17 protein-coding genes and 1 pseudogene are annotated in these 19,618 nt (G+C 41.6%); 11 read left to right on the top strand and 7 right to left on the bottom strand.

The genetic code is table 11. The features are described from left to right. The first annotated feature begins 40 nt into the window (after window positions 1-40). The gene (locus tag QNK26_RS07525) at window positions 41-2,005 is read left to right on the top strand and encodes a cation:proton antiporter (protein ID WP_319221947.1); all 1,965 of its coding nucleotides are present in this window, start codon (window positions 41-43) and stop codon (window positions 2,003-2,005) included. A gap of 1 nt (window position 2,006) precedes the next feature. Here the strand turns inward: QNK26_RS07525 and QNK26_RS07520 are convergent, their stop codons facing one another. From QNK26_RS07520 to QNK26_RS07510, 3 genes and pseudogenes are all read right to left on the bottom strand, one after another. Next, window positions 2,007-3,146 carry a patatin-like phospholipase family protein gene (locus QNK26_RS07520; RefSeq protein ID WP_319221946.1) on the bottom strand — a complete coding sequence of 380 codons (1,140 nt, stop codon included), beginning with the start codon at window positions 3,144-3,146 and terminating at the stop codon, window positions 2,007-2,009. 164 nt (window positions 3,147-3,310) lie between these two features. Then, window positions 3,311-3,373, bottom strand: a pseudogene (locus tag QNK26_RS07515) (DUF3465 domain-containing protein); the annotation flags it as partial. Between the two features lie 168 nt (window positions 3,374-3,541). Continuing rightward, window positions 3,542-5,263, bottom strand: a complete 1,722-nt coding sequence (locus QNK26_RS07510) for a proline--tRNA ligase (RefSeq protein ID WP_319221945.1) — start codon at window positions 5,261-5,263, stop codon at window positions 3,542-3,544. A 173-nt stretch (window positions 5,264-5,436) separates the two neighbouring features. On the opposite strand from QNK26_RS07510, the gene QNK26_RS07505 reads away from it, so the two are divergent. Continuing rightward, a complete protein-coding gene (locus tag QNK26_RS07505; RefSeq protein ID WP_319221944.1) occupies window positions 5,437-6,051 on the top strand; it encodes a hypothetical protein in 615 nt (204 codons plus the stop codon). Window positions 6,052-6,171: 120 nt separating this feature from the next. Here QNK26_RS07505 and tsaA read toward each other — a convergent pair whose 3' ends face one another. Together tsaA and rcsF are read right to left on the bottom strand one after the other, a co-directional pair. Then, window positions 6,172-6,921 (bottom strand): tRNA (N6-threonylcarbamoyladenosine(37)-N6)-methyltransferase TrmO, encoded by a 750-nt coding sequence (gene tsaA / locus QNK26_RS07500; protein ID WP_319221943.1) that lies wholly within the window; start codon window positions 6,919-6,921, stop codon window positions 6,172-6,174. Beyond that, window positions 6,921-7,310 carry an Rcs stress response system protein RcsF gene (gene rcsF / locus QNK26_RS07495; RefSeq protein WP_319221942.1) on the bottom strand — a complete coding sequence of 130 codons (390 nt, stop codon included), beginning with the start codon at window positions 7,308-7,310 and terminating at the stop codon, window positions 6,921-6,923. The genes tsaA and rcsF overlap by 1 nt, the downstream gene beginning before the upstream one ends. A 206-nt stretch (window positions 7,311-7,516) precedes the next feature. On the opposite strand from rcsF, the gene QNK26_RS07490 reads away from it, so the two are divergent. The 4 genes from QNK26_RS07490 to QNK26_RS07475 all read left to right on the top strand — a co-directional run bounded on the left by QNK26_RS07490 (window position 7,517) and on the right by QNK26_RS07475 (window position 12,312). Then, window positions 7,517-8,320 carry a transporter substrate-binding domain-containing protein gene (locus QNK26_RS07490; protein ID WP_319221941.1) on the top strand — a complete coding sequence of 268 codons (804 nt, stop codon included), beginning with the start codon at window positions 7,517-7,519 and terminating at the stop codon, window positions 8,318-8,320. A 609-nt stretch (window positions 8,321-8,929) separates the two neighbouring features. Beyond that, complete coding sequence (locus QNK26_RS07485; RefSeq protein WP_319221940.1) at window positions 8,930-10,570, top strand: dihydroxyacetone kinase subunit DhaK; 1,641 nt, start codon at window positions 8,930-8,932, stop codon at window positions 10,568-10,570. Between the two features lie 175 nt (window positions 10,571-10,745). Further along, the gene (locus QNK26_RS07480; protein WP_319221939.1) at window positions 10,746-11,096 is read left to right on the top strand and encodes a RidA family protein; all 351 of its coding nucleotides are present in this window, start codon (window positions 10,746-10,748) and stop codon (window positions 11,094-11,096) included. Between the two features lie 325 nt (window positions 11,097-11,421). Further along, window positions 11,422-12,312: a prenyltransferase gene (locus QNK26_RS07475; RefSeq protein WP_319221938.1), complete on the top strand. Its 891-nt coding sequence runs from the start codon at window positions 11,422-11,424 to the stop codon at window positions 12,310-12,312. 92 nt (window positions 12,313-12,404) lie between these two features. Here the strand turns inward: QNK26_RS07475 and QNK26_RS07470 are convergent, their stop codons facing one another. After that, complete coding sequence (locus QNK26_RS07470) at window positions 12,405-12,833, bottom strand: hypothetical protein (RefSeq protein ID WP_319221937.1); 429 nt, start codon at window positions 12,831-12,833, stop codon at window positions 12,405-12,407. Between the two features lie 160 nt (window positions 12,834-12,993). Here QNK26_RS07470 and QNK26_RS07465 point away from each other — a divergent pair, with 160 nt between their 5' ends. Both QNK26_RS07465 and QNK26_RS07460 read left to right on the top strand, forming a co-directional pair. Next, window positions 12,994-14,388, top strand: coding sequence for a PhoH family protein (locus tag QNK26_RS07465; protein WP_319221935.1), 1,395 nt, complete (start codon window positions 12,994-12,996; stop codon window positions 14,386-14,388). Between the two features lie 161 nt (window positions 14,389-14,549). Continuing rightward, window positions 14,550-14,810 carry a hypothetical protein gene (locus QNK26_RS07460; protein ID WP_319221933.1) on the top strand — a complete coding sequence of 87 codons (261 nt, stop codon included), beginning with the start codon at window positions 14,550-14,552 and terminating at the stop codon, window positions 14,808-14,810. A 116-nt stretch (window positions 14,811-14,926) separates the two neighbouring features. Here QNK26_RS07460 and QNK26_RS07455 read toward each other — a convergent pair whose 3' ends face one another. Further along, the gene (locus QNK26_RS07455) at window positions 14,927-17,026 is read right to left on the bottom strand and encodes an alkyl/aryl-sulfatase (protein ID WP_319221932.1); all 2,100 of its coding nucleotides are present in this window, start codon (window positions 17,024-17,026) and stop codon (window positions 14,927-14,929) included. Window positions 17,027-17,388: 362 nt separating this feature from the next. Here QNK26_RS07455 and QNK26_RS07450 point away from each other — a divergent pair, with 362 nt between their 5' ends. The 3 genes from QNK26_RS07450 to QNK26_RS07440 are packed head-to-tail and all read left to right on the top strand — an operon-like array spanning window position 17,389 to window position 19,429. Beyond that, window positions 17,389-17,997 (top strand): PepSY-associated TM helix domain-containing protein, encoded by a 609-nt coding sequence (locus tag QNK26_RS07450; protein WP_319221930.1) that lies wholly within the window; start codon window positions 17,389-17,391, stop codon window positions 17,995-17,997. A gap of 9 nt (window positions 17,998-18,006) precedes the next feature. After that, on the top strand, window positions 18,007-18,576 hold the full coding sequence (locus QNK26_RS07445; RefSeq protein WP_319221929.1) for a DUF2271 domain-containing protein: 570 nt from the start codon (window positions 18,007-18,009) through the stop codon (window positions 18,574-18,576). Window positions 18,577-18,589: 13 nt separating this feature from the next. Further along, window positions 18,590-19,429: a DUF4198 domain-containing protein gene (locus tag QNK26_RS07440; protein ID WP_319221928.1), complete on the top strand. Its 840-nt coding sequence runs from the start codon at window positions 18,590-18,592 to the stop codon at window positions 19,427-19,429. Window positions 19,430-19,618 lie beyond the last annotated feature (189 nt).

The following is a 19,618-nucleotide window of genomic DNA, read 5'->3' as shown; positions in this document are numbered from 1 at the left end:
TTATTGATAACGTTTATTTAACTGCTTAGGAGGTAATAATTTGTTTATTGATATCATCCTATTACTTTCTATCGCGGTTGCGCTCGTAGCGTTATTTCAGCGTATTCATCTGCCCCCGATCCTAGGCTATCTTGCTACAGGTATCATTGCCGGACCTTATGGTTTTCAATTAATTGTCGAACAAGCAGATATTGAGTTGTTTGCCGAGTTAGGTGTGGTTTTTCTGATGTTTTCCCTTGGCTTAGAGTTTTCTCTACCGCGTTTATTATCGATGCGACACCTAGTATTAGGACTTGGCGGTGGGCAGGTTATGACTGTCGGTTTGCTCTTTACCTCGTTTGGCTTATTCGCTTTGCTGTATTGGTCGCAAGCGTTTGTAGTGGCCTCAGCAATGTTAATGTCATCGACAGCGATTGTGATCAAGCAGTTGGCAGAATCGAAATTACTCAATACCCGCATCTCGAAGCTATCGATCAGTGTGCTGTTATTCCAAGATATCGCTGTTGTACCTTTCCTTATTATGATCCCTTTGTTGGCGCAGCAAAGTGGTGACGTCATATTGATTGCCGAGCAAATGGGTTGGGCATTGGTGAAAGGTTTACTCGCGGTGTTTTTGATCCTTTCGGTTGGGCGTTGGATCTTGCCGACGCTATTTAAAGAAATAGCCTTAACCCGCTCGGATGAGTTATTTGTGATGTCGACCTTATTAGTGGCGTTAATTGCCGGGTTGGTCACTCATTGGTTAGGTTTATCGATGGCCTTGGGGGCATTTTTGGCCGGAATGATGTTAGGTGAGGGACCCTATCGACACCAGCTTGAAGCTGATATTCGTCCCTTTCGTGATGTATTAATGGGCTTATTCTTTATTACTATCGGTATGTTGCTTAACTTACCGAGCTTGCTGGCAGATTGGCCTCGTTTGCTCATTGTACTAGCAGTGATGATGTTAACTAAGATCGTTTCGGTGTTTGTGTTAGCCAAATTATTGGGCGAAAGCAACCGTAATGCTCTCAGTACCGGATTGGTATTAGCACAAATGGGGGAATTTGGTTTTGTACTATTAGCATTAGCGGGTAAGTTAGAGTTATTGCCGCTACCGTTAATCTCGACCCTTGTGGGCGTTGGTGTCGTGAGTATGGCGATGACTCCTTGGTTAATTGATTGTCATCAGGAGATTGTTAGACGATTATTATTTCAGTCAAAATCAAAGCCGAAAAGCGGACTTTCACCACCACTTCCTGGGCAGTATATTGATCATGTGATCGTCTGTGGTTATGGGCGCGGTGGCCAAACTATCGCCCGTTTCTTAAAGATTGAAGGCATTCCTTATACGGTGATTGACCGTGATCCAGTTCGGGTACAAGAAGCCATCAATGGGGGGGAGAAAATTGAGTTTGGTGATGCCAGTCGCCGTGAAATTCAAATGATGCTGGGAGTTGAAAAAGCCAAGTCGATTATTATTACCTTTAAAGATACTGAAAAAGCTATCGAGTTATTAAAGATCGTTAAACCCTTAACCGACGCTAAGGTATTGGTGCGTACCACCGATGATTCGAATATGCAGCGTTTACATAATGCCGGAGCGACGGATGTAGTGCCTGAATCATTAGAGGGTAGTTTAATGATGGTATCGCATGTGCTGGCGATTTCTGGTGTGCCAATCAAGCGTATTTTAAAGCGTTTGCAACACGAACGCCAAGGCCACTATAACCATTTGCATGGTTTTTATTTTGGTGGTGAAAGTAATGTGTCTTTTGAAGAAAGCGAAGTATTGGAGCGGCTACACGCAATCCGCCTTGAATTTGGTGCTTTTGCCATTGGTAAAACTGTCGCAGAGATAAAATTAAAAGAAGTCAGTTACCGTGCAGTACGTCGCCAAGGGGTTGAGTTAACTCAAGTGCATCAGGACTTTATTTTTGAAACTGGTGATGTGATTCTGCTCTGCGGGCCTTCGCGTTATATCAAACGGGCGGAACATTGCTTGTTAGGCGGTTGGGCTGGTTAGCTTATATATTTAAAAATGCTCTTAATTGTTGCTCTTGTTTTAATACGTCTTGATAGCCTAAATTAATTAACTCACGGGTATAGTTTTGTTCAAACATCAGGTAAGAAGTGATGGATGAATGGCTGTGCTGATTTGCCCCTATGGTGCGGAGTAGCGTGCGTATGGTAATAGGGAGATCGTGAAAGTATTTATCGGCAATGGCGTTAATATCATGCTCATTGGCTAAGCGGAATAAACCAATTTGTTTCATTTTTAACGATGATTGTAGTGATGCTTGCTGTGATTCTGGCGTTAACGAGAGAGTATCATTAATACGGGTTAATCGTTCGATGTCCGAGTTTAAGGTATCGGTAAAGATAGTATCAAGCAGATGCCCTGCAATATCGGCACCGGATGGGGTTTGACGTACTTCCCCAAACTTGAGTTGCTGTGGAGGCTGTTCTGCGCCGATCACCAGTAACTTCTCTGCGCCAAGGTGGATTGCTGGGCTCAGTGGTGATAACTGGTGCACTGACCCGTCACCGTAAAAATCACGGCCTATCTGGGTGCAAGGAAAAACCAATGGAATAGCGGACGAGGCTAACAGGTGGCTGGTATTTAATCGTGTGCGCAAACCACTACGACGGGCTCGTTGCCATTCTTGCTGCTGCTGATTACCTTGGAAGAAGCTGATGGAGTCGCCGTTGTTATAATCCGACGCCGTGATCGAAATGGCATCTAAGTGCTGGCGGTGAATATTAATATCGATACGGCGCATATCCAAATAACGATCAAGCAGTTGATGTAAGGGTTTGTTGTTAAACAGCGATACTGGTTGGCGGGCAATATGTGGTGATTGGAATTTGGATAAAAACGTCAGTAGTAAGTGTCGGGATATGTCATTAAAACTGCATTGAAATACTTGGTTGGCATGGAAGTTATTCCAGATATATTCGAGTTTTTTTACCCCTAAACGAAAGCAACTGGCGTAGCACGCTATCGCGCAACTGTTGATTGCACCAGCGGATGTGCCGGTAATAACTTTGAATGGGCTACCATGATTACGCGGATAAAATTCCGCAATGGCTTTTAAAGCACCGACTTGATACGCCGCCCTTGCGCCGCCGCCAGTTAATAACAATCCTTGTTTAGTCCTAGTCATAAACCCCCAAATTTATCGATAAAGCCCTGTTTAATCACCGATAGCCGTGCTATCTCTTAATTATTGTTAAAGAGTAGCGGCTTCGCCAAATTAATACTGTGGAGTGGGAGGATATTTGAAGTATTGATGATTAATCAATTATAAACCTGTCCTCGGTGTTTCAATCAACCGTGTTGATGATTATTGCGGGGATCTTTGTGGATCCAGTGAATAACACCACCTTTACTATTCTATTCATACTCACCGTAAGACTGAATGCTTTATCGACATTAAACACACTATCTTTATTATTAGGTCGAAATATTTCTAACTAACAAACCCCAGAGACGAAAAAGCCAAGCAGATGCTTGGCTTTGATTTTTTATTTAACCGAAGTTAGTTAATTGTCTATTAGCTTATGCTAGTAGGCTTTTAACGTGCGCTACGATATCAGTAAGTGCGATTTCAGTCTTATCACCAGTTGTACGTAGTTTGTGGTCAACTAGACCATTCTTCAGACTACGATCACCAATGATGATGTTGTGTGGGATACCGATAAGTTCAGAATCTGCAAACATTACACCTGGACGCTCTTTACGATCATCGAACAATACTTCGATACCAGCAGCTTGAAGGTCAGCATAGATTTTTTCTGCTGCTTCTTTTACTTCTGCTGATTTGTGCATGTTCATTGGGATGATAGATACTTTGTATGGTGCGATTGACTCGTTCCAAATAATACCGTTTTCATCGTGGTTCTGCTCGATTGCTGCTGCAACGATACGAGAAACACCAACACCATAACAACCCATTGTCATGGTTTGCTGTTTACCTTGCATGTTCAGTACGCCAGCACCCATTGATTCTGCGTATTGTGTACCAAGTTGGAAGATATGACCAACTTCGATACCACGTTTAATAGAAAGTGTACCGTTACCACATGGGCTAGCTTCACCTTCAACAACGTTACGGATATCTGCAACTGTGTAATCGCTAATGTCGCGATCCCAGTTAGCGCCAGTGATGTGCTGACCATTAACGTTAGCACCACAAACAAAATCTGCTAAATGTGCAGCTGAGCGATCCACAACAACAGGGCAATTCAGACCTTTAGGACCGATAGAGCCAGCATCACAGTTTGCAGCAGCTTGGATTTGTTCATCGTTAGCAAATGTTAATGGAGCTGCAACGCCAGCAATTTTTTCTGCTTTAACTTCGTTTAGCTCGTGATCGCCGCGTAGTACCAGTGCGATAACGCCTTGTGGTTGGCCTTCTTCAGCTTCAGCTGCTACAAGCAGTGTTTTCACTGTTTGTGTTGCATCAACACTTAAGAATTTACATACGTCTTCGATGCTGTGTGCATCTGGCGTATCAACAACAGTTAGCTCTTGAGTTGCAGCAGGACGGTCGCCAGCAGGTGCTAGCGCTTCTGCTTTTTCAATGTTTGCTGCATAATCGCTGCCGTCAGAGAAGACGATATCGTCTTCGCCGCTTTCTGCAAGTACGTGGAATTCGTGAGATACAGCACCACCAATTGAACCAGTATCAGCTAGTACCGGACGGTATTCTAGGCCAATGCGTTCAAAGATATTGCAATATGCTGTGTGCATTTTGTTGTACGTTTCGTTTAGACATTCATCTGATAAATGGAAAGAATAAGCATCTTTCATCAGGAATTCACGCGAACGCATCACACCGAAACGAGGGCGAACTTCATCACGGAATTTAGTTTGGATTTGGTAAAGCGTCAATGGCAGTTGCTTGTAACTGTTGATTTCTTTACGTGCTAAATCAGTGATCACTTCTTCGTGCGTAGGCCCTAAAACAAAAGGACGGTTGTGGCGATCATTAATGCGTAACAACTCTGGACCAAATTTATCGATACGACCTGTTTCTTGCCATAAGTCTGCAGGTTGAACCATCGGCATTAGGGTTTCAACAGCACCTGCTTTGTCCATCTCTTCACGTACGATGTTTTCTACTTTGCGTAAAACTCGTAAGCCTGTCGGTAACCAAGTGTATAGACCTGATGCAAGACGACGAACCATACCTGCACGAAGCATTAGCTGGTGGCTAATTACTTCAGCGTCATTTGGAGTTTCTTTCAAAGTTGAAAGCAAGTAATTGCTGCTACGCATAACGTTCCTTTATTTACTAATAAAATCGATATAAGAGAGCGATTTTAACAGGGCGAGACCAGAGTAAACAGCAAAACTTAATGATTAGTTTTATTTATTTTTGACTGCTGTCCTTTTATTCGTTTCTCGGAGGTCATATACTGGCTGCCAAAATTGGATTTGTGCTATTTAAAATGAATAAAATACTGAGATTAGCTGCACTTATAGTTGTCAGCAGCGTATTGTTTGGTTGTTCTTCACAACCTCGTAATCCGGAAAATATTTGTGATATTTTTATTGAAAAGTATGACTGGTATGAAGCGGCCATGGACAGTAATGAAAAATGGGGGGTACCGGTGCATGTGCCAATGGCGATGATGTATCAAGAAAGCTCATTTAAGCATAATGCCCAGCCGCCGATGCAGTATTGGTGGATTATCCCAACGGGGCGTGCCAGTACTGCTTATGGTTATGCGCAAGCGAAAACTGTAACTTGGGGTGACTACGTTAAGGAAACGGGGAATAGCTGGTCAAGTCGTTCTGATTTTCATGATGCCATGGATTTTATGGGCTGGTTTATTAATAAGTCTCAAAAAATCAATGGTGTATCTAAGTGGGATGCTGAAAAACAATACTTGAATTATCACGAAGGTTGGGGTGGTTATCAGCGTAAAACCTATAATCAAAAACCTTGGTTGAAGAAAGTCGCGAAAAAAGTGGATCAACGTTCGTTGAAATATGCGGGTCAGTATCGCACCTGTAAAGACGATTTAGATTCTAACTGGTTATGGCGTTTGTTCTTCTTATAAGCATTGACGTTTAAATCACAGTGTTTTGAAAACATTTTTTAAACATGGTATTGCAATGAAAAAGCCGATTAACTGCTATCACAGTTAATCGGCTTTTTAGTATTCCTGTCACACTCTTCGCTAATCAGCCTGCTGCTCTTGTGCCGACACGAGTGTTGGTGGATTACCATCTTTAATGACAGATACGACAGTCGTGATATCGCTTTCTACTACCCAGCGTACGTTAAAATCGTACAACTTAACCCCATACTCTTGACGTGTGGTTTTATTCTTTTTATAAGCAGGGCGTGGATCTTGCGCTAATACCTGTGCAATAAAGTCTCGTAATTCTGGGTGTTTTTTATGCTGCGCAGTAATTTGGGTTACCGCTTCATCGGCAAATAATACCGGCATATCTGCAATTGGAGCGTCAGCCGCATAACCCGCTTGTGCATCCGCTAAGCTGTCGGCATAAGGAACATAGGGCTTGATATCTAAAATCGGCGTGCCATCGACCAAATCAATGCCGGATAAATTTAAAATACACTGATTATTCTTAATGGTGATGCCATCGAGTTTCGCTACCGATAAACCTAATGGATTGGGGCGAAATGTAGAACGGGTCGCAAATACCCCTAAACGTTCGTTACCACCTAAACGTGGTGGACGCACCGTCGGGTTCCAACCTTTATCCATGGTTTCATGAAACGCAAATATCAGCCATACATGACTAAATTGTTCAATGCCACGTAATGCATCCGCTTCATCATACGGCGGGCTTAAAATCAGCTGTGCTTTAGCTGCGGAGACCAAACCTGGTTGACGTGGCACGGCAAACTTTTCTTTATACGGGGTATGGATTATCCCAACAGTATTTAGTTCTAGTTTCATTATTGGCTATCGTCACTGCTGCTTGTTAAAGGCGTTACCTTGATCGCATCGGCATAACAGACATAACTACTTAAGCAGGCTTTTGAAGCGGGTGGTGCGATACATGAACGGATAATAATACCATTAGCATTGAGGGCTGCGGCTTGACGTTTTGCGGCTATTTTCGCTTGTTGTTCTTCTGCTGGAGGCAGGTTGTCAGCAGTTTGGCAGCTTTCGCCTTCGACTAAACCTAATTGTTCAACACGGTTATTTTGCAGTGAACTGGTGGTGTAATACTCGACATCAGAAATAGCAAAGTAATCGGTGAAATTGTCTTTATCTAAGTTTGTCTGTAGCGGGTATGTACTACACCCACTTAAGAGTATCGGCAGTAGTAATAAATATTTCATGGCATATCATCGAGTGAAATTATACTGCAATTATAATTCTATCACTGATTTAAAGACATTTATTTTTAGCCTGATTATCTGTCTATATTGTTTTGTCAGTAGGGGTTATTAGTATTACAGATGAATAATTATGGTTTTTACTAGATAGCTCGGGATTTATAGTCTTAACTTATACTGGATAAACGCAATATGAGGGAAGCAACACGATGACAAAAACAAGCTGTATTATCACGCTATTATGTTCACTAAGTTTAGCCAGTATTAGTCTATCTGCCCATGCCGGGATCGATAAAATACGCCTCACCGCTGAAGAGCGTAATTATCTTACTAGTCGCGCGCCGATAAAACTCTGTATCGACCCTAATTGGATGCCATACGAAGCGTGGGATCCTAAACTTGGTTACATTGGTATTGCTGCTGATTATGTAGCTGTTTATTCTCAAATGTTAGATGTTGAATTTGAAGTACGAGAAACCAAAACTTGGCAGCAAAGCTTAGATGTCACGCGTAGTGGTGGTTGTGATGTACTGTCGTTTCTCAACCAAACGCCAAGGCGTTCGCAATGGCTGATCTTTACTGCGCCTTATGTTGAAGCTGAGGCAGCATTAGCGACCTTGAAAAATGTCTATGGTATCCGTAATTTAAAATCACTGCGCGGTAAAACTGTGGCTGTAGTTGAAGGTTATGTGTATGAAGAATATCTGCGTACCAACTACCCAAGAGTCATTGTTAGTCGTGTCGACAGTACCGACGATGCCTTACAGAAAACTGCTAATGGTGAGGTCGTCGCCACTATCGAATCTTTGTTTGTACTACGTTATAAAATCGCTAAACTTGGTCTTAAGAATTTAACTGTATCGGGGCGTACTAAATACGTCAATCGCTATCGCTTCGGTGTGCGTAAAGACCAAGCTATGTTACGTAAGATATTAGACAAAGCGATCATGCAAATTGAACCGAAAGTCGAGAATAAAATTTTACGTAAATGGAGTTTAGAGCATAATTTTTAAATTATAACTTTATAGTTTACCCTTATTATCAGTATGCTTAAAAACGCTGATTTTTTCTTAAATGATCTTAACTTGTTCGCTTACCAGCTCACCCTCCCATGCATATCGTGGCCACTGTATGAGCATGTTGGCGTGTCGATAATGTAAGACTCTTCTCTCATTCTAGGGGTTCAGGTAAGGCCTTTAAACTGAGGTTAATACCTTATTATTACGCTACAATTTGGCTGTTGTATTGGATTTACAACAGCCATTGTCGATCCAGTGACGACCATCTCACTGCGAGAGTATTTAAAGGTTTGTGTGCATGGGCTGTTTCTAATTATTACCCTGAGAGTAACAGTAATGGAGTGCGCAAAATGTGTAAGGTCATAGCTCTGGATTTAGCTAACTTTGATAGCGGTCACACTTCTCCATTATTAGTTATTACTTTTAATCTTGAATAGTGAGTTAGCGCATATATCACATTTAAATCCGCTTATTTGATTCAAAATGAAACATATTTTTAGGCTTTTGTGTTTCAAAGTGAAACCTATCCATGAATGTTGATTTATTGTTTTTTGGCGGTAACATGACCGCATAAATTCTGAATTAACTACTAGTGGAGTCAACATGAGTCGATTATTTTTCAACGAGAAAGTAACCTTAGTACACGATGCAATTGATGGTATTTTGTATAGCAATAAATACAACAACCTGGTACGTCTTAATGTGGATCCTATGATCCGTATTGTGACTCGTAATGAATGGCAGAAAGATAAGGTTGCTATTATTTCTGGTGGCGGTTCTGGTCATGAGCCTGCACATGTTGGATTCATTGGTAAAGGAATGTTGACTGCTGCTGTTTGTGGTGACGTATTTGCTTCACCAAGTGTAGATGCAGTACTTAATGCGATAGTACATGTAACGGGTGAACAAGGGTGCCTGGTTATTGTAAAAAATTATACGGGTGATCGTCTGAATTTTGGTCTTGCATGTGAAAAAGCCAAGAAAATGGGTTTAAACGTGGAAATGGTGATTGTTGATGACGATATTTCAATTCCAGATAACCTGAAACCACGTGGTATTGCTGGCACAATCTTGGTGCATAAAATTGCGGGTTATTTAGCTGAGCAAGGTGCCGATCTTATGACTATTAAAAATGGTGCTCAAGCTGCAATTGATGTAACTGCCAGTATCGGTTTAGCTCTGACTAGTTGCTCATTACCTGGTGAAGAAGCGAATCAACGTATTGCTGAAGGTAAAGCTGAATTAGGTCTTGGTATTCACGGTGAACCTGGCGTAATGTCTATTGACGTCACCTCTTGTCGTGAATTGGTTACGACTATGGTTACTAAACTGAAAGCGTCGTTATCTGCTGCTGATGCGAAGATTGCAGTAATGATCAATAATCTCGGTGGTGTATCACCATTAGAAATGAGTTTGATTACGAAAGACATTTTAGAATCTGAATTGAAGGATCACATTCAGTTGGTGATTGGTCCTGCAGCGTTGATGACTGCTATTGATATGAAAGGTTTTTCAATTTCATATTTAGAACTAAATGGCTCTCGTTTAGAAGCATTGTTAGCACCTGTGGAAGCCGATGCTTGGGTGAATCCCATTGCATTACGTCAATTGGAAGAAGTGAAAAAAGATAAAGTGTCAATTAATTTTTCTTTTGAAGCGTCTGAAAATGCAGAGATGGCAACGATAGTCAGTGTTGTTTCTAACACTTTAATTGCAGCAGAAAAAGAGCTAAATTACCTTGATTCATTAGTGGGTGATGGTGATACTGGGTCAACATTTGGAGCTGGTGCTCGTCAGGTCATGGCGCAACTTACAGCGAAAAAATTACCGTTGAATGATACGGGATTATTACTTAATGCTATTGGTGAAGAGCTCGCAACGGTGATGGGCGGTTCATCAGGTGTCTTACTGTCAATTTTCTTTACTGCAGCAGGCCATGATTATAATCAGAATGGTGATCATGTAACTGCACTTAAGGCTGGTTTAGCACAAATGATGAAATACGGTGGTGCTAAACCAGGCGATCGTACCATGATTGATGCTATGTATCCTGCTTTTGAAGCATGGGAAACTGATAGTTTTATTGCTGCAATCGAAGCGGCGCGCCTTGGTGCTGAAAGCACTGCAAGGATGGTAGAAGCGAAAGCAGGTCGTTCATCTTATCTAAACTGTGATAGTTTAGATGGTGTTAAAGATCCCGGTTCAGTTGCTGTAGAGCGTGTGTTCGAAGCATTTAAGGTATAAGAGGATTATTTTTTAGCTAAGAATCTCTAATTTTTTAAGTATAGGTTATGACGGATTTATTCTTTGGTATTGCTTATCCTAACGAGGATTTTGTCTCGAAAAAATAACGGGTTCAAGGTAGACTACTGTGTTTGCTCATTACTTTGGGCTTTATTAAGATGAAAGAGAATTTAGCATGATAGAACGTATGGAAACTAAACCAAGGATGAGCCGTATTGTAAAGCACAATGGCACTATCTACTTATGTGGCCAAGTATGCGCAGATGCAACGTATGGTATTAAAGAACAAACTGAAACTATGCTAGCAAAGGTAACTGAGTTATTAACGCAAGCAGGCAGTGATAAAAAACACATGCTTTCAGCCACTATCTATATTAAAGAGATGGCAGACTTTGCTGAAATGAATGCAGTGTGGGATGCGTGGGTACCAGCTGGCTATGCGCCAGCACGTGCATGTGTACAAGCAAGCATGGCGCGTGAAGCGTTATTAGTTGAAATTTCTGTGGTAGCAGCTGAGATCGTATAAACGAGAATAACGTGTACAGATAACATAAAGAACGGCCGATATTAATGCTAATGAGTATCGGCCTTTTTTTTATTTTTTTGCTCGTCTTTTCTATTTTTTATCACCTTGTTGTCACCTTGTTATTACGTCTATAACCTGCCATTTTTTTATCTTTATTTAACTTTTCGCAGCCTTGGCTCTATTTCATTAAATACTCACTTCACAGTTTATTATTTTAATCTTGTCGACATTATAAATCCGTTGCATGTTTAGATTTAGATCAAATTTAGATTTTAGAACTAAGCTAGTATAGCTCTAAATGGGTATTTATTGAGGCGAAATCGCTATGTTAGCGTTTAGATTTAAAACTGTGTTGCGATCGATAAACGTATCGTATTTATTATTAACTATGGTCTGTGTTTTTTTAGGTTTTGCAGCTGTGATAGCAAATCATGGTGATGTGAATGGTTATGTATTAATTGCGGCGTGTATTGCGGCTTTTATCGGTCATATTAGTATTTGTACGTTCCATGAGTATTCAGATTTAAAGCGCACCTGGGCATTTAAAACCAACCCTCAGCAGCATAAAAAGCATCCGCGCGCACGTGACCAAGTGAATTCCGCATTCTTAGCGGGTATTATTGCATTAGTAGTTAGCTTGTTATGTGGTTTATTTTTGGTGATGAAATTTGGTCTAGGTATCTTACCAGTGGGCATTGTTGGTTTAATGGTATTACTCAGCTATAGCAGTATTATCAAAAAACACCCGATTTATTCACTATTGGCGCCGGGTTTTGGTTTTGCGTTATTAATCGCCTTAGCGACAGAGTTTGTATTAGTCGGCCAATATACCCAGCTGGTTTGGGTAATTGCTTTGATCCCATTTTTCTTAGTCAACAATCTTTGGCTACTTAATAACTATGGCGACATTAAAGCATCGGCTGATGAACATAAAGCGGAAGACTTCCCAATGGCTTATGGCATCAAGATCAGTAATTATGTCTATGCGGTATTTGCAACATTAGCCACTGTGCTGATTATTAGTTATGTAGTGATAGGTTATCTACCTGCATTGAGTTTGATTTCGTTAATACCAATGCCGTTAGCATTTTATGCACTGTATGGTGGCATTAAATTTGGTCAAAATATTGCACAGCAACCTAAGTTTTTACGTTCAAACTTAATTGCTACGGTGGCAACACCGGTGTTATTGGGGCTAACGCTTATTTTAGATTAGGCGATTTTTGTATTCTTTGTTGTAACATACTATCGAAAAATAACCACCCACAGCTGTTATCGTGTGGGTGGTATCATTATCTATATTCTTTATTATTCAGCTTGGGCAAAGGCTAAATATTTAGCATCATCGTCACCGAAGATTTCTGCACCTTCTGCTTCAAACGCTTTTGTTAGCTGTTCTTTAGCTGGTTCCATGTTACCTAGTTCAAAGTGTGCTTGACCTAAACGCAGGTGTAAATAAGGATTTATTGCACCTTCAGGGCATAGCATCGCAAAACCAGTAGCTTCTTCTAATGAAGCCCAGTCGCCTAGCATGAAGTGAGCATCACCTAATGCAGTTAGGATCCAAGTTGAAACATTCCAATGGATCTTAGGATCTGGAACCAGATCGTAAGCTTGCATAAAGGTCTCGATCGCCGTTTTGTATTCTTCAGCTTCGAGTTGCTCTTCACCTTTCTCACAAATGATTTCGATTTTTTTAAATAGCGTAGGATCAAGTGCTGTCTTGGTTGCTGTCATTCTTATTTCCGTAATAAAAGCCTGATAGGGTCATCAGAGATATGTATTGGGTAAGTATATCGTATTGCAGCACATAAATTATAAAAAAATGGCTAAAAATGAAATCAACGAGCTCAACGACTAAACTTTAAGAGTTAGTCGAACTTAATGAGGTGTTTCTATGGAAAGTACCAACAGTAAAGTTTTCATTCTCGATACTAATGTGTTGTTGCACGCGCCCCTATCTATCTTCACCTTTCAAGAACATGATGTCATGATCCCGATGACCGTTTTAGAAGAACTCGATAATATTAAAGATCGAGGAAGAGATGTCAGCCGTGATGCGCGAGTCGCTATCCGTGCCCTTGAAGATATTTTTTCAAATGCTAGCCCCGAAGAAATCAACCAAGGTGTACCACTGCAAAAAGTAGAAGGTAAAAATAAGTTGGGTAAGATCTCTATTTTTGCTGATCATAGTGTCATGAAGCAAGATGCTTTTTTTACTGATAACGAACCTGATAATCGTATTATCAACGCGGCGTTGTTTTTACAAGGCCAGTCACAACGCGAAATCGTGTTAGTGACGAAGGACATCAATATGCGCTTAAAAGCCAAAGGCGCAGGACTTAGGTACGTTGAAGATTATCGCTCTGATCAATTGATTGATGATATTAAATTTTTGGCCACTGGGTTTCATAAATTTAGTGGTGATTTCTGGCAAGAGATCAGCGAGTGCCATAGTGAAAGCATGAAAAGTGAAACCATGGGTTCAAAGACCATCCATACGGTGGAAACAGCACAACTGCAAGATAGCTTTATTAACCAGTACTTGATCGATGAAACTGATCACTTTGCGGCCCGTGTCGTTGGTAAAGATAAGGGCGAGATCAGCTTTGTTGATTTAGGCCGTGAACGTCTGATGTCGCAAAAAGCCTGGGGTGTCCATCCAAAGAATATTTACCAAGGTATGGCGATGGAAGCGTTACTTAATCCGCACATCGACTTGGTGATCTTAACTGGACCTGCTGGTAGTGGTAAAACGATCTTAGCGATGGCAGCTGCGCTGGAACAAGTGATTGAAAGGAAGATGTTTGATAAGATCATTGTAACTCGTAATACCCCTGAAATAGCCGAAAGTATCGGTTTTTTACCCGGTACCGAGGAAGAGAAAATGTTGCCTTGGTTAGCGGCGATTACTGATACCTTGGAGGTATTACATAAACACGATGAGTGCAAAGATGGTTCGGTGGAATATATTAAAGAAAAAGCCAATTTACAGTTTAAATCGGTTAACTTTATGCGTGGTCGTTCAATCCAAAATGCCTTTGTGCTGTTGGATGAGTGTCAGAATCTGACTGCTGCGCAACTGAAAACCATTATTACTCGTTGTGGTGAAGGTACCAAGATAGTCTGCTCGGGTAATCTATCGCAAATTGATAGCAGTTATTTAACTGCGGTGACCTCGGGGTTAACCTATGTAGTAGAGCGTTTTAAAAGCTTTGACGGCAGTGCCAATGTGTTCTTAAAAGGTGTGCAACGTAGCCGTTTAGCATCGTTTGCGGAACATAATATGTAATTCGCGCTCTACTTATCCTTATTGGTTTGATTCTGTATTACTGGTTAGTCATGAATAGTTGCTAAGCATAGCAAATGTCATTCCTCTGCTATGCTTTTTTGCGTAACAATTTGTTATCTATACTATGATGGTATTAAAGCGCGTGACTAATGGACCCTATTATGCGAATTAAAATATTCATCCCGTTGCTATTGTTAGGTATGACGGCATGTAGTGCGACACAACCTGAACCAATCGGTAGTGATCGTGATGTCCATGGCTGCTTACCAGCTGCTGGGTATCTGTGGTGCGAACGCACGCAAACCTGCGAGCGATCATGGGAGCTGGCTGATGCGGCTAAAATTGAACATGATGAAGCTGAAGTTAAGGCCTACTGCGAGATCATTGACAGTGATTTGATGGATAATGAGGAAGAATGGTAAGCCACTTGTTATAATTGATGTTGTGAGCCCTTGTGACGATTAACGAATAAAAATGGAGAACATTGCGTTCTCCATTTTTAGTTCGTCGTTTTAAAACGTTATCGATTTTTTAAGTATTAGATACCGTCCGTACGGCCCATTTCTGGTTGCGCGAAGGTTACCTTGGTTGCAGCTGGCGTCGGTGCCGCAGTACCTGGCATCATCTCGAAAGTCGGGGTGAAGTTGATTAACATTGATTTAAGCTGATTGAGCAGCTTGATATCACCTTGATGTTGCACTTTTCCTGCCGCTATCTGCTGATCAAAGGTTTTTACCCCCATCATAATAGGCTCAAGGTCGCTACGATTTAATGTCAGGGTTAAATTGGCATTTTTAGCTTGTACACCTTTGATATTAGTCAATGTCGAGTTGCTTAGCTCAACAATGAACTCTTCCTTAATATCCGGCAGTTTTAAGTTAATGGTGAAAGACTTACCGTCGGCTTTTTCGCTATCTAAGCGTATGCCTAAGAAGTCTAACCAAAGTTCTGTTGCCATTGCTTTGGTGGTATCAGGGCCGGCTGTTTTCGGTATCGAGCCTTGCGGGATGTTATTACGCAGTTCGTAGGCTGCGGCAAGAAAGCTGTTACGTACACTCGGACTTTCTTGTTGATAACCGATTTGTTCAAAGGTATCAGCGAGTAAATCTTTACCCTGTTGATTATTCGGCTCACCGTAGACTAATTTATTGAGGATTTCTTGCGCCATTCGGTATTTACCTTGGTCGTATAGCGACTGACCTTTGGCGATGATCTTCTCTGCGCCGCCCATCATTTCAACATAAAGAGGTCCCGAATCTCGTGGTGATAAAGGGATCAATGTCGCGGGATTACCATCCCAATAACCTAAATAACGGTTAATGACGGCGCGGCTATTGTGCTGCTCTGAGCCATGATAGCTGTGTGCGGCCCATTTTTGTTGCAAGCTCTTCGGTGGTTTGTATTGGTTATGTACTTCGTTAACTGTCACGCCTTGGTTGGCAAGGTGGAGTACTTCGTTGTTTAAGTTGGCGTATATATCACGTTGGGTGCGCATGATTTCTTGCACTCTATCATTGTTCCAGCGTGGCCAACTGTGCGATGCAAACATCACATCGGCTTCTTGGCCATAGCGATATAAGGCGTTGTTAATTTGTTTTGACCATTCCAGCGCATCACGTACTAGCGCGCCACGTAAGGTATAAATGTTGTGTACTGTTCCGGTGATATTTTCTGCCGCCCAAAATGCCTTTAACTCGGGGAAGTAGGTATTCATTTCTGATGGTGCTTCTGTACCGGGGGTATTTTGGAATTCCATCTTGATACCGTCGATGGTCATCTCTGTAAAATCACCGCTAATGGTAGTATTGGGGGCGATTAAACCTAGGTTACCAGCAGCGGTATTTTTACCAATGGATTGATCTACGTGACCAAATGGACTGCGAGGCAGCAATACTCCATATTGGAAAAACATGCGGCGGTTCATTGCGTTACCCGCATAAACATTTTCTGAAACGGCGTGTTCCATGAAGCCTTCTGGGGCTATAACTTTAACTTTACCTGATTTAACATCCGCTTCATCAACGACACCACGGACGCCACCAAAATGGTCGGCATGAGAGTGCGAGTAAACCACAGCAACGACAGGGCGCTCGCCGAGTTGCTCATTAACAAATTCTAATGCGGCTTTGGCTGTTTCTTTAGCGGTGAGTGGATCAAAGACAATCCAACCGCTATCACCTTTGATGAAGGTAATATTGGCAAGGTCAAAACCACGTACTTGGTATATTTTATCGGGGAGTACTTCGTAAAGGCCATAAGCCATATTTAAAATAGCTTGGCGTTGTAGCGAAGGGTGGATACTGTCGAAGTCTTTCCCCTCTTCAAGTAACCATTCATAACTGCCCATATCCCAAGCCACATGCCCAGCTTCGGCCATGATCTGTTTGTATTTTGGTGCGGCAATAAAGCCTTTTTTGGCTTCTTCAAAATCTTGCTTATCAGCAAAAGGTAAGGTCTTTTGGTTTTGTTGCCATATCGCTTTGGTAAATTCAGATGGATATTTACCTTTTTCATCAAAATGTTTTCCGTCTTTGGCTCCGGCATCAGATAAGACCCCCCCACCGCCAGCTGCTATCGCAAAATACGATGAACATGAAAGTGTTAATGCAATGAGGTAACTGAGTTTATTTTTCTTCATTTTTATCATCCTTGGTTACTTAATCTCGAGAGTCGACGCAATTAAGCATAGGCAACACTATGAAATATAGACAACTTTATAACAATATTCAGAATATAAAACGCGAATAACATGACTGAATGGTTATATCCCCGTATTGGCATTCGTTAACGTAAATAATGTAAATTCAATGCCAATGAAAACGATTATCAATTACATTGCTTGTACTTTAATCCCATAAACCAAGCAGTGTTATTACGATCATGTCTTCTCTCAGCCAACCACTTCCCCTGACTCCTGATCAGGCACCCAATCAGACATTGACTAGATCGAAAAACCAAGCTGCTACGCTAAAAAACAAAACCTTTCTAAAGAATAAACAAGTGCAAATATGGGCGCGACGTCTGCATATCTATATTTCGATGGCGTTATTGCTGGTGGTATTATTTTTTTCTATTACCGGCATTACCTTAAATCGTCCAAGCTTGTTTGTTAGCAGTCAGGCAGATATTGAAGAAACTATTCTGAGCTTACCCCAAGCCTTATTCAGCGATGCCAATGGCGCTGTTGCTGTCAATAAATCCGGTATCGTTGCTTACCTTACCGAGCACGCGAACCTGTCTGGCCAGCCTTCTGCATTAGATGTTTTTACTGAAATTGAAGATGGTGAATTAATCGAAGGTGAGATTGCCATGGATTATAAAGGCCCTGGTTATAACGTCGCGGTATTTATTGATATGACGACCACTGAAGCGGTGATTGAAAAGACCCATTACGGTGTCATTGCAGTATTAAACGATCTACATAAAGGCCGTAATAGCGGCGATGTATGGAAATTGTTTATCGATATCACTGCATTATTGATGGTGTTCTTTGTGTTAACTGGTGTGTGTTTATTGGTACCCAAAAAGAAAACTTTCGCAACCTCATTAAAATGGACCTTGTTTGGTTCGCTCGTTACTTTGGCTATTTTTGTCGTGGCCGTTCCTTAAGGATCTTGTATGACTTTGTTATTTAAACGTCTTGGCCAGTGTATTACACGATGTATTACACAGTGTATTGCACTATGCCTTGCATTATTAAGCTGCCTGTTCATTCCGACTTTTTCGGCAAGTGCTGCGCCAATCCCTGCAACTGCTGAGCTAGCGGTTGAATTTAGCTTACCTAAGATTGAATCGACTATGTATGCACGCCCTTATGTGGCGGTATGGATTGAGAATTCTCAACGTAAATCAGTGCGTACGGTTGAGCTGTGGGTTGGTAAAGATGAATGGCTAAAAGATTTACGTAGCTGGTGGCGTAAAGTCGGTCGTTATGATCGTGCGCTGGTTGATGGCGTTACATCTGCAACACGTCCTGCCGGTGACTACCGTTTCACCTGGGATGGTTTAGATAATGATGGTAACCGCGTAGAAGCGGGCAAGTATACATTTTATGTTGAAGTAGTACGTGAACACGGCGGCCGTAATTTCATCCGCCAAAAAATGACGTTAGCTGATAAGCCATTTAGTCACACCATTGCACCGACCGAAGAAACGGGCGATATCCGTATTAACTACCTAATTAAATAATATAGCGAGAAAGATGATGTCTAAAATAAGCAAATTAAAAGTATTAGGTTTAGCCTGTACGGTTATCGCAGGGCTAGCTGCTACAACAACGGCTAACGCCCATCCGCGTTGGGTATTGCCATCGCATTTCACTGTATCAAAAGAAGGTGGTGATTGGCTAACGTTTGACGTAACTGCATCACACGGTACTTTCGTATTTGATAAGCCTGCGGGTAGCGAATTTGCCCAAGTGACAATGCCTGATGGTCGTAAAGAGCGTCCTAACTTTGTGATCCGCGGTAAACGTCGTTCTATTTTTGACTTCTACTTTGAAGAAGAGGGCACGCACAAGGTCGCTATTAACAATGTACCGTCTTACTACACGGCTTATAAAGCGGGCCGTCGTGATACCGTTAAATATGTAAAAGCCAACAAAGCTGAACGTACAAACCTGCTGCCAGAAAAAGTGCGTGATGTAAGCACACAATTAAGCTACACCCGCGCAGAAAGTTATGTGACGGTTGGTATGCCAACAGAAAAAGCATTAGAAATCGAAGGTCAATACCTTGAAATGCGTCCATTGACTCACCCATCAGACATTGTTGAAGGCGAAAAAGTTAGCTTCCAGTTCTTCTTTAACGGTGAACCGCAAGCGGGCGTTATTGCTGATATTACCCGTGAAGGTACGCTATACCGCAACCATCAAGAGCAAATTAATGTAGAGAGTGACAAGGACGGTAAAGTGACTTTCACGCCGAATGTTGCTGGTCGTTACTTGATGAAAGCTAACTATAAAGGTGAATTGAAAAATGATCCTATGGCGGACAAAGCCAGCGTGAACGTACACTTCACGTTTGAAGCGTTACTACAATAATCTTTCACGTTATTGCCAGTTAGTCAGTTTGTAGCCTGTAATCGATACGATCTGATTACAGGCTTTTGTTTTGCTTTTCATTATTTATTGAATTATTCATTTCGAATTATTAATTGTAGAGGTTTTCATGACAATCAAGCCAACGGTTTTAGTGCTTTCATTAATGACGGGTTTATTTTCTAGCGCAGC

The organism is Moritella sp. (assembly GCF_033791185.1).
Lineage (GTDB): Bacteria > Pseudomonadota > Gammaproteobacteria > Enterobacterales > Moritellaceae > Moritella.
This window is presented reverse-complemented; position numbering and strand designations above follow the sequence as displayed.

Coding starts and splice junctions, on each gene's coding strand:
- QNK26_RS07445 (WP_319221929.1), top strand. CDS start 18,007: ATGACTTTGTTATTTAAACGTCTTGGCCAGTGTATTACACGATGTATT.
- QNK26_RS07465 (WP_319221935.1), top strand. CDS start 12,994: ATGGAAAGTACCAACAGTAAAGTTTTCATTCTCGATACTAATGTGTTG.
- QNK26_RS07480 (WP_319221939.1), top strand. CDS start 10,746: ATGATAGAACGTATGGAAACTAAACCAAGGATGAGCCGTATTGTAAAG.
- QNK26_RS07520 (WP_319221946.1), bottom strand. CDS start 3,146: ATGACTAGGACTAAACAAGGATTGTTATTAACTGGCGGCGGCGCAAGG.
- tsaA (WP_319221943.1), bottom strand. CDS start 6,921: ATGAAACTAGAACTAAATACTGTTGGGATAATCCATACCCCGTATAAA.
- rcsF (WP_319221942.1), bottom strand. CDS start 7,310: ATGAAATATTTATTACTACTGCCGATACTCTTAAGTGGGTGTAGTACA.
- QNK26_RS07490 (WP_319221941.1), top strand. CDS start 7,517: ATGACAAAAACAAGCTGTATTATCACGCTATTATGTTCACTAAGTTTA.
- QNK26_RS07485 (WP_319221940.1), top strand. CDS start 8,930: ATGAGTCGATTATTTTTCAACGAGAAAGTAACCTTAGTACACGATGCA.
- QNK26_RS07460 (WP_319221933.1), top strand. CDS start 14,550: ATGCGAATTAAAATATTCATCCCGTTGCTATTGTTAGGTATGACGGCA.
- QNK26_RS07455 (WP_319221932.1), bottom strand. CDS start 17,026: ATGAAGAAAAATAAACTCAGTTACCTCATTGCATTAACACTTTCATGT.
- QNK26_RS07505 (WP_319221944.1), top strand. CDS start 5,437: ATGAATAAAATACTGAGATTAGCTGCACTTATAGTTGTCAGCAGCGTA.
- QNK26_RS07475 (WP_319221938.1), top strand. CDS start 11,422: ATGTTAGCGTTTAGATTTAAAACTGTGTTGCGATCGATAAACGTATCG.
- QNK26_RS07510 (WP_319221945.1), bottom strand. CDS start 5,263: ATGCGTAGCAGCAATTACTTGCTTTCAACTTTGAAAGAAACTCCAAAT.
- QNK26_RS07440 (WP_319221928.1), top strand. CDS start 18,590: ATGATGTCTAAAATAAGCAAATTAAAAGTATTAGGTTTAGCCTGTACG.
- QNK26_RS07470 (WP_319221937.1), bottom strand. CDS start 12,833: ATGACAGCAACCAAGACAGCACTTGATCCTACGCTATTTAAAAAAATC.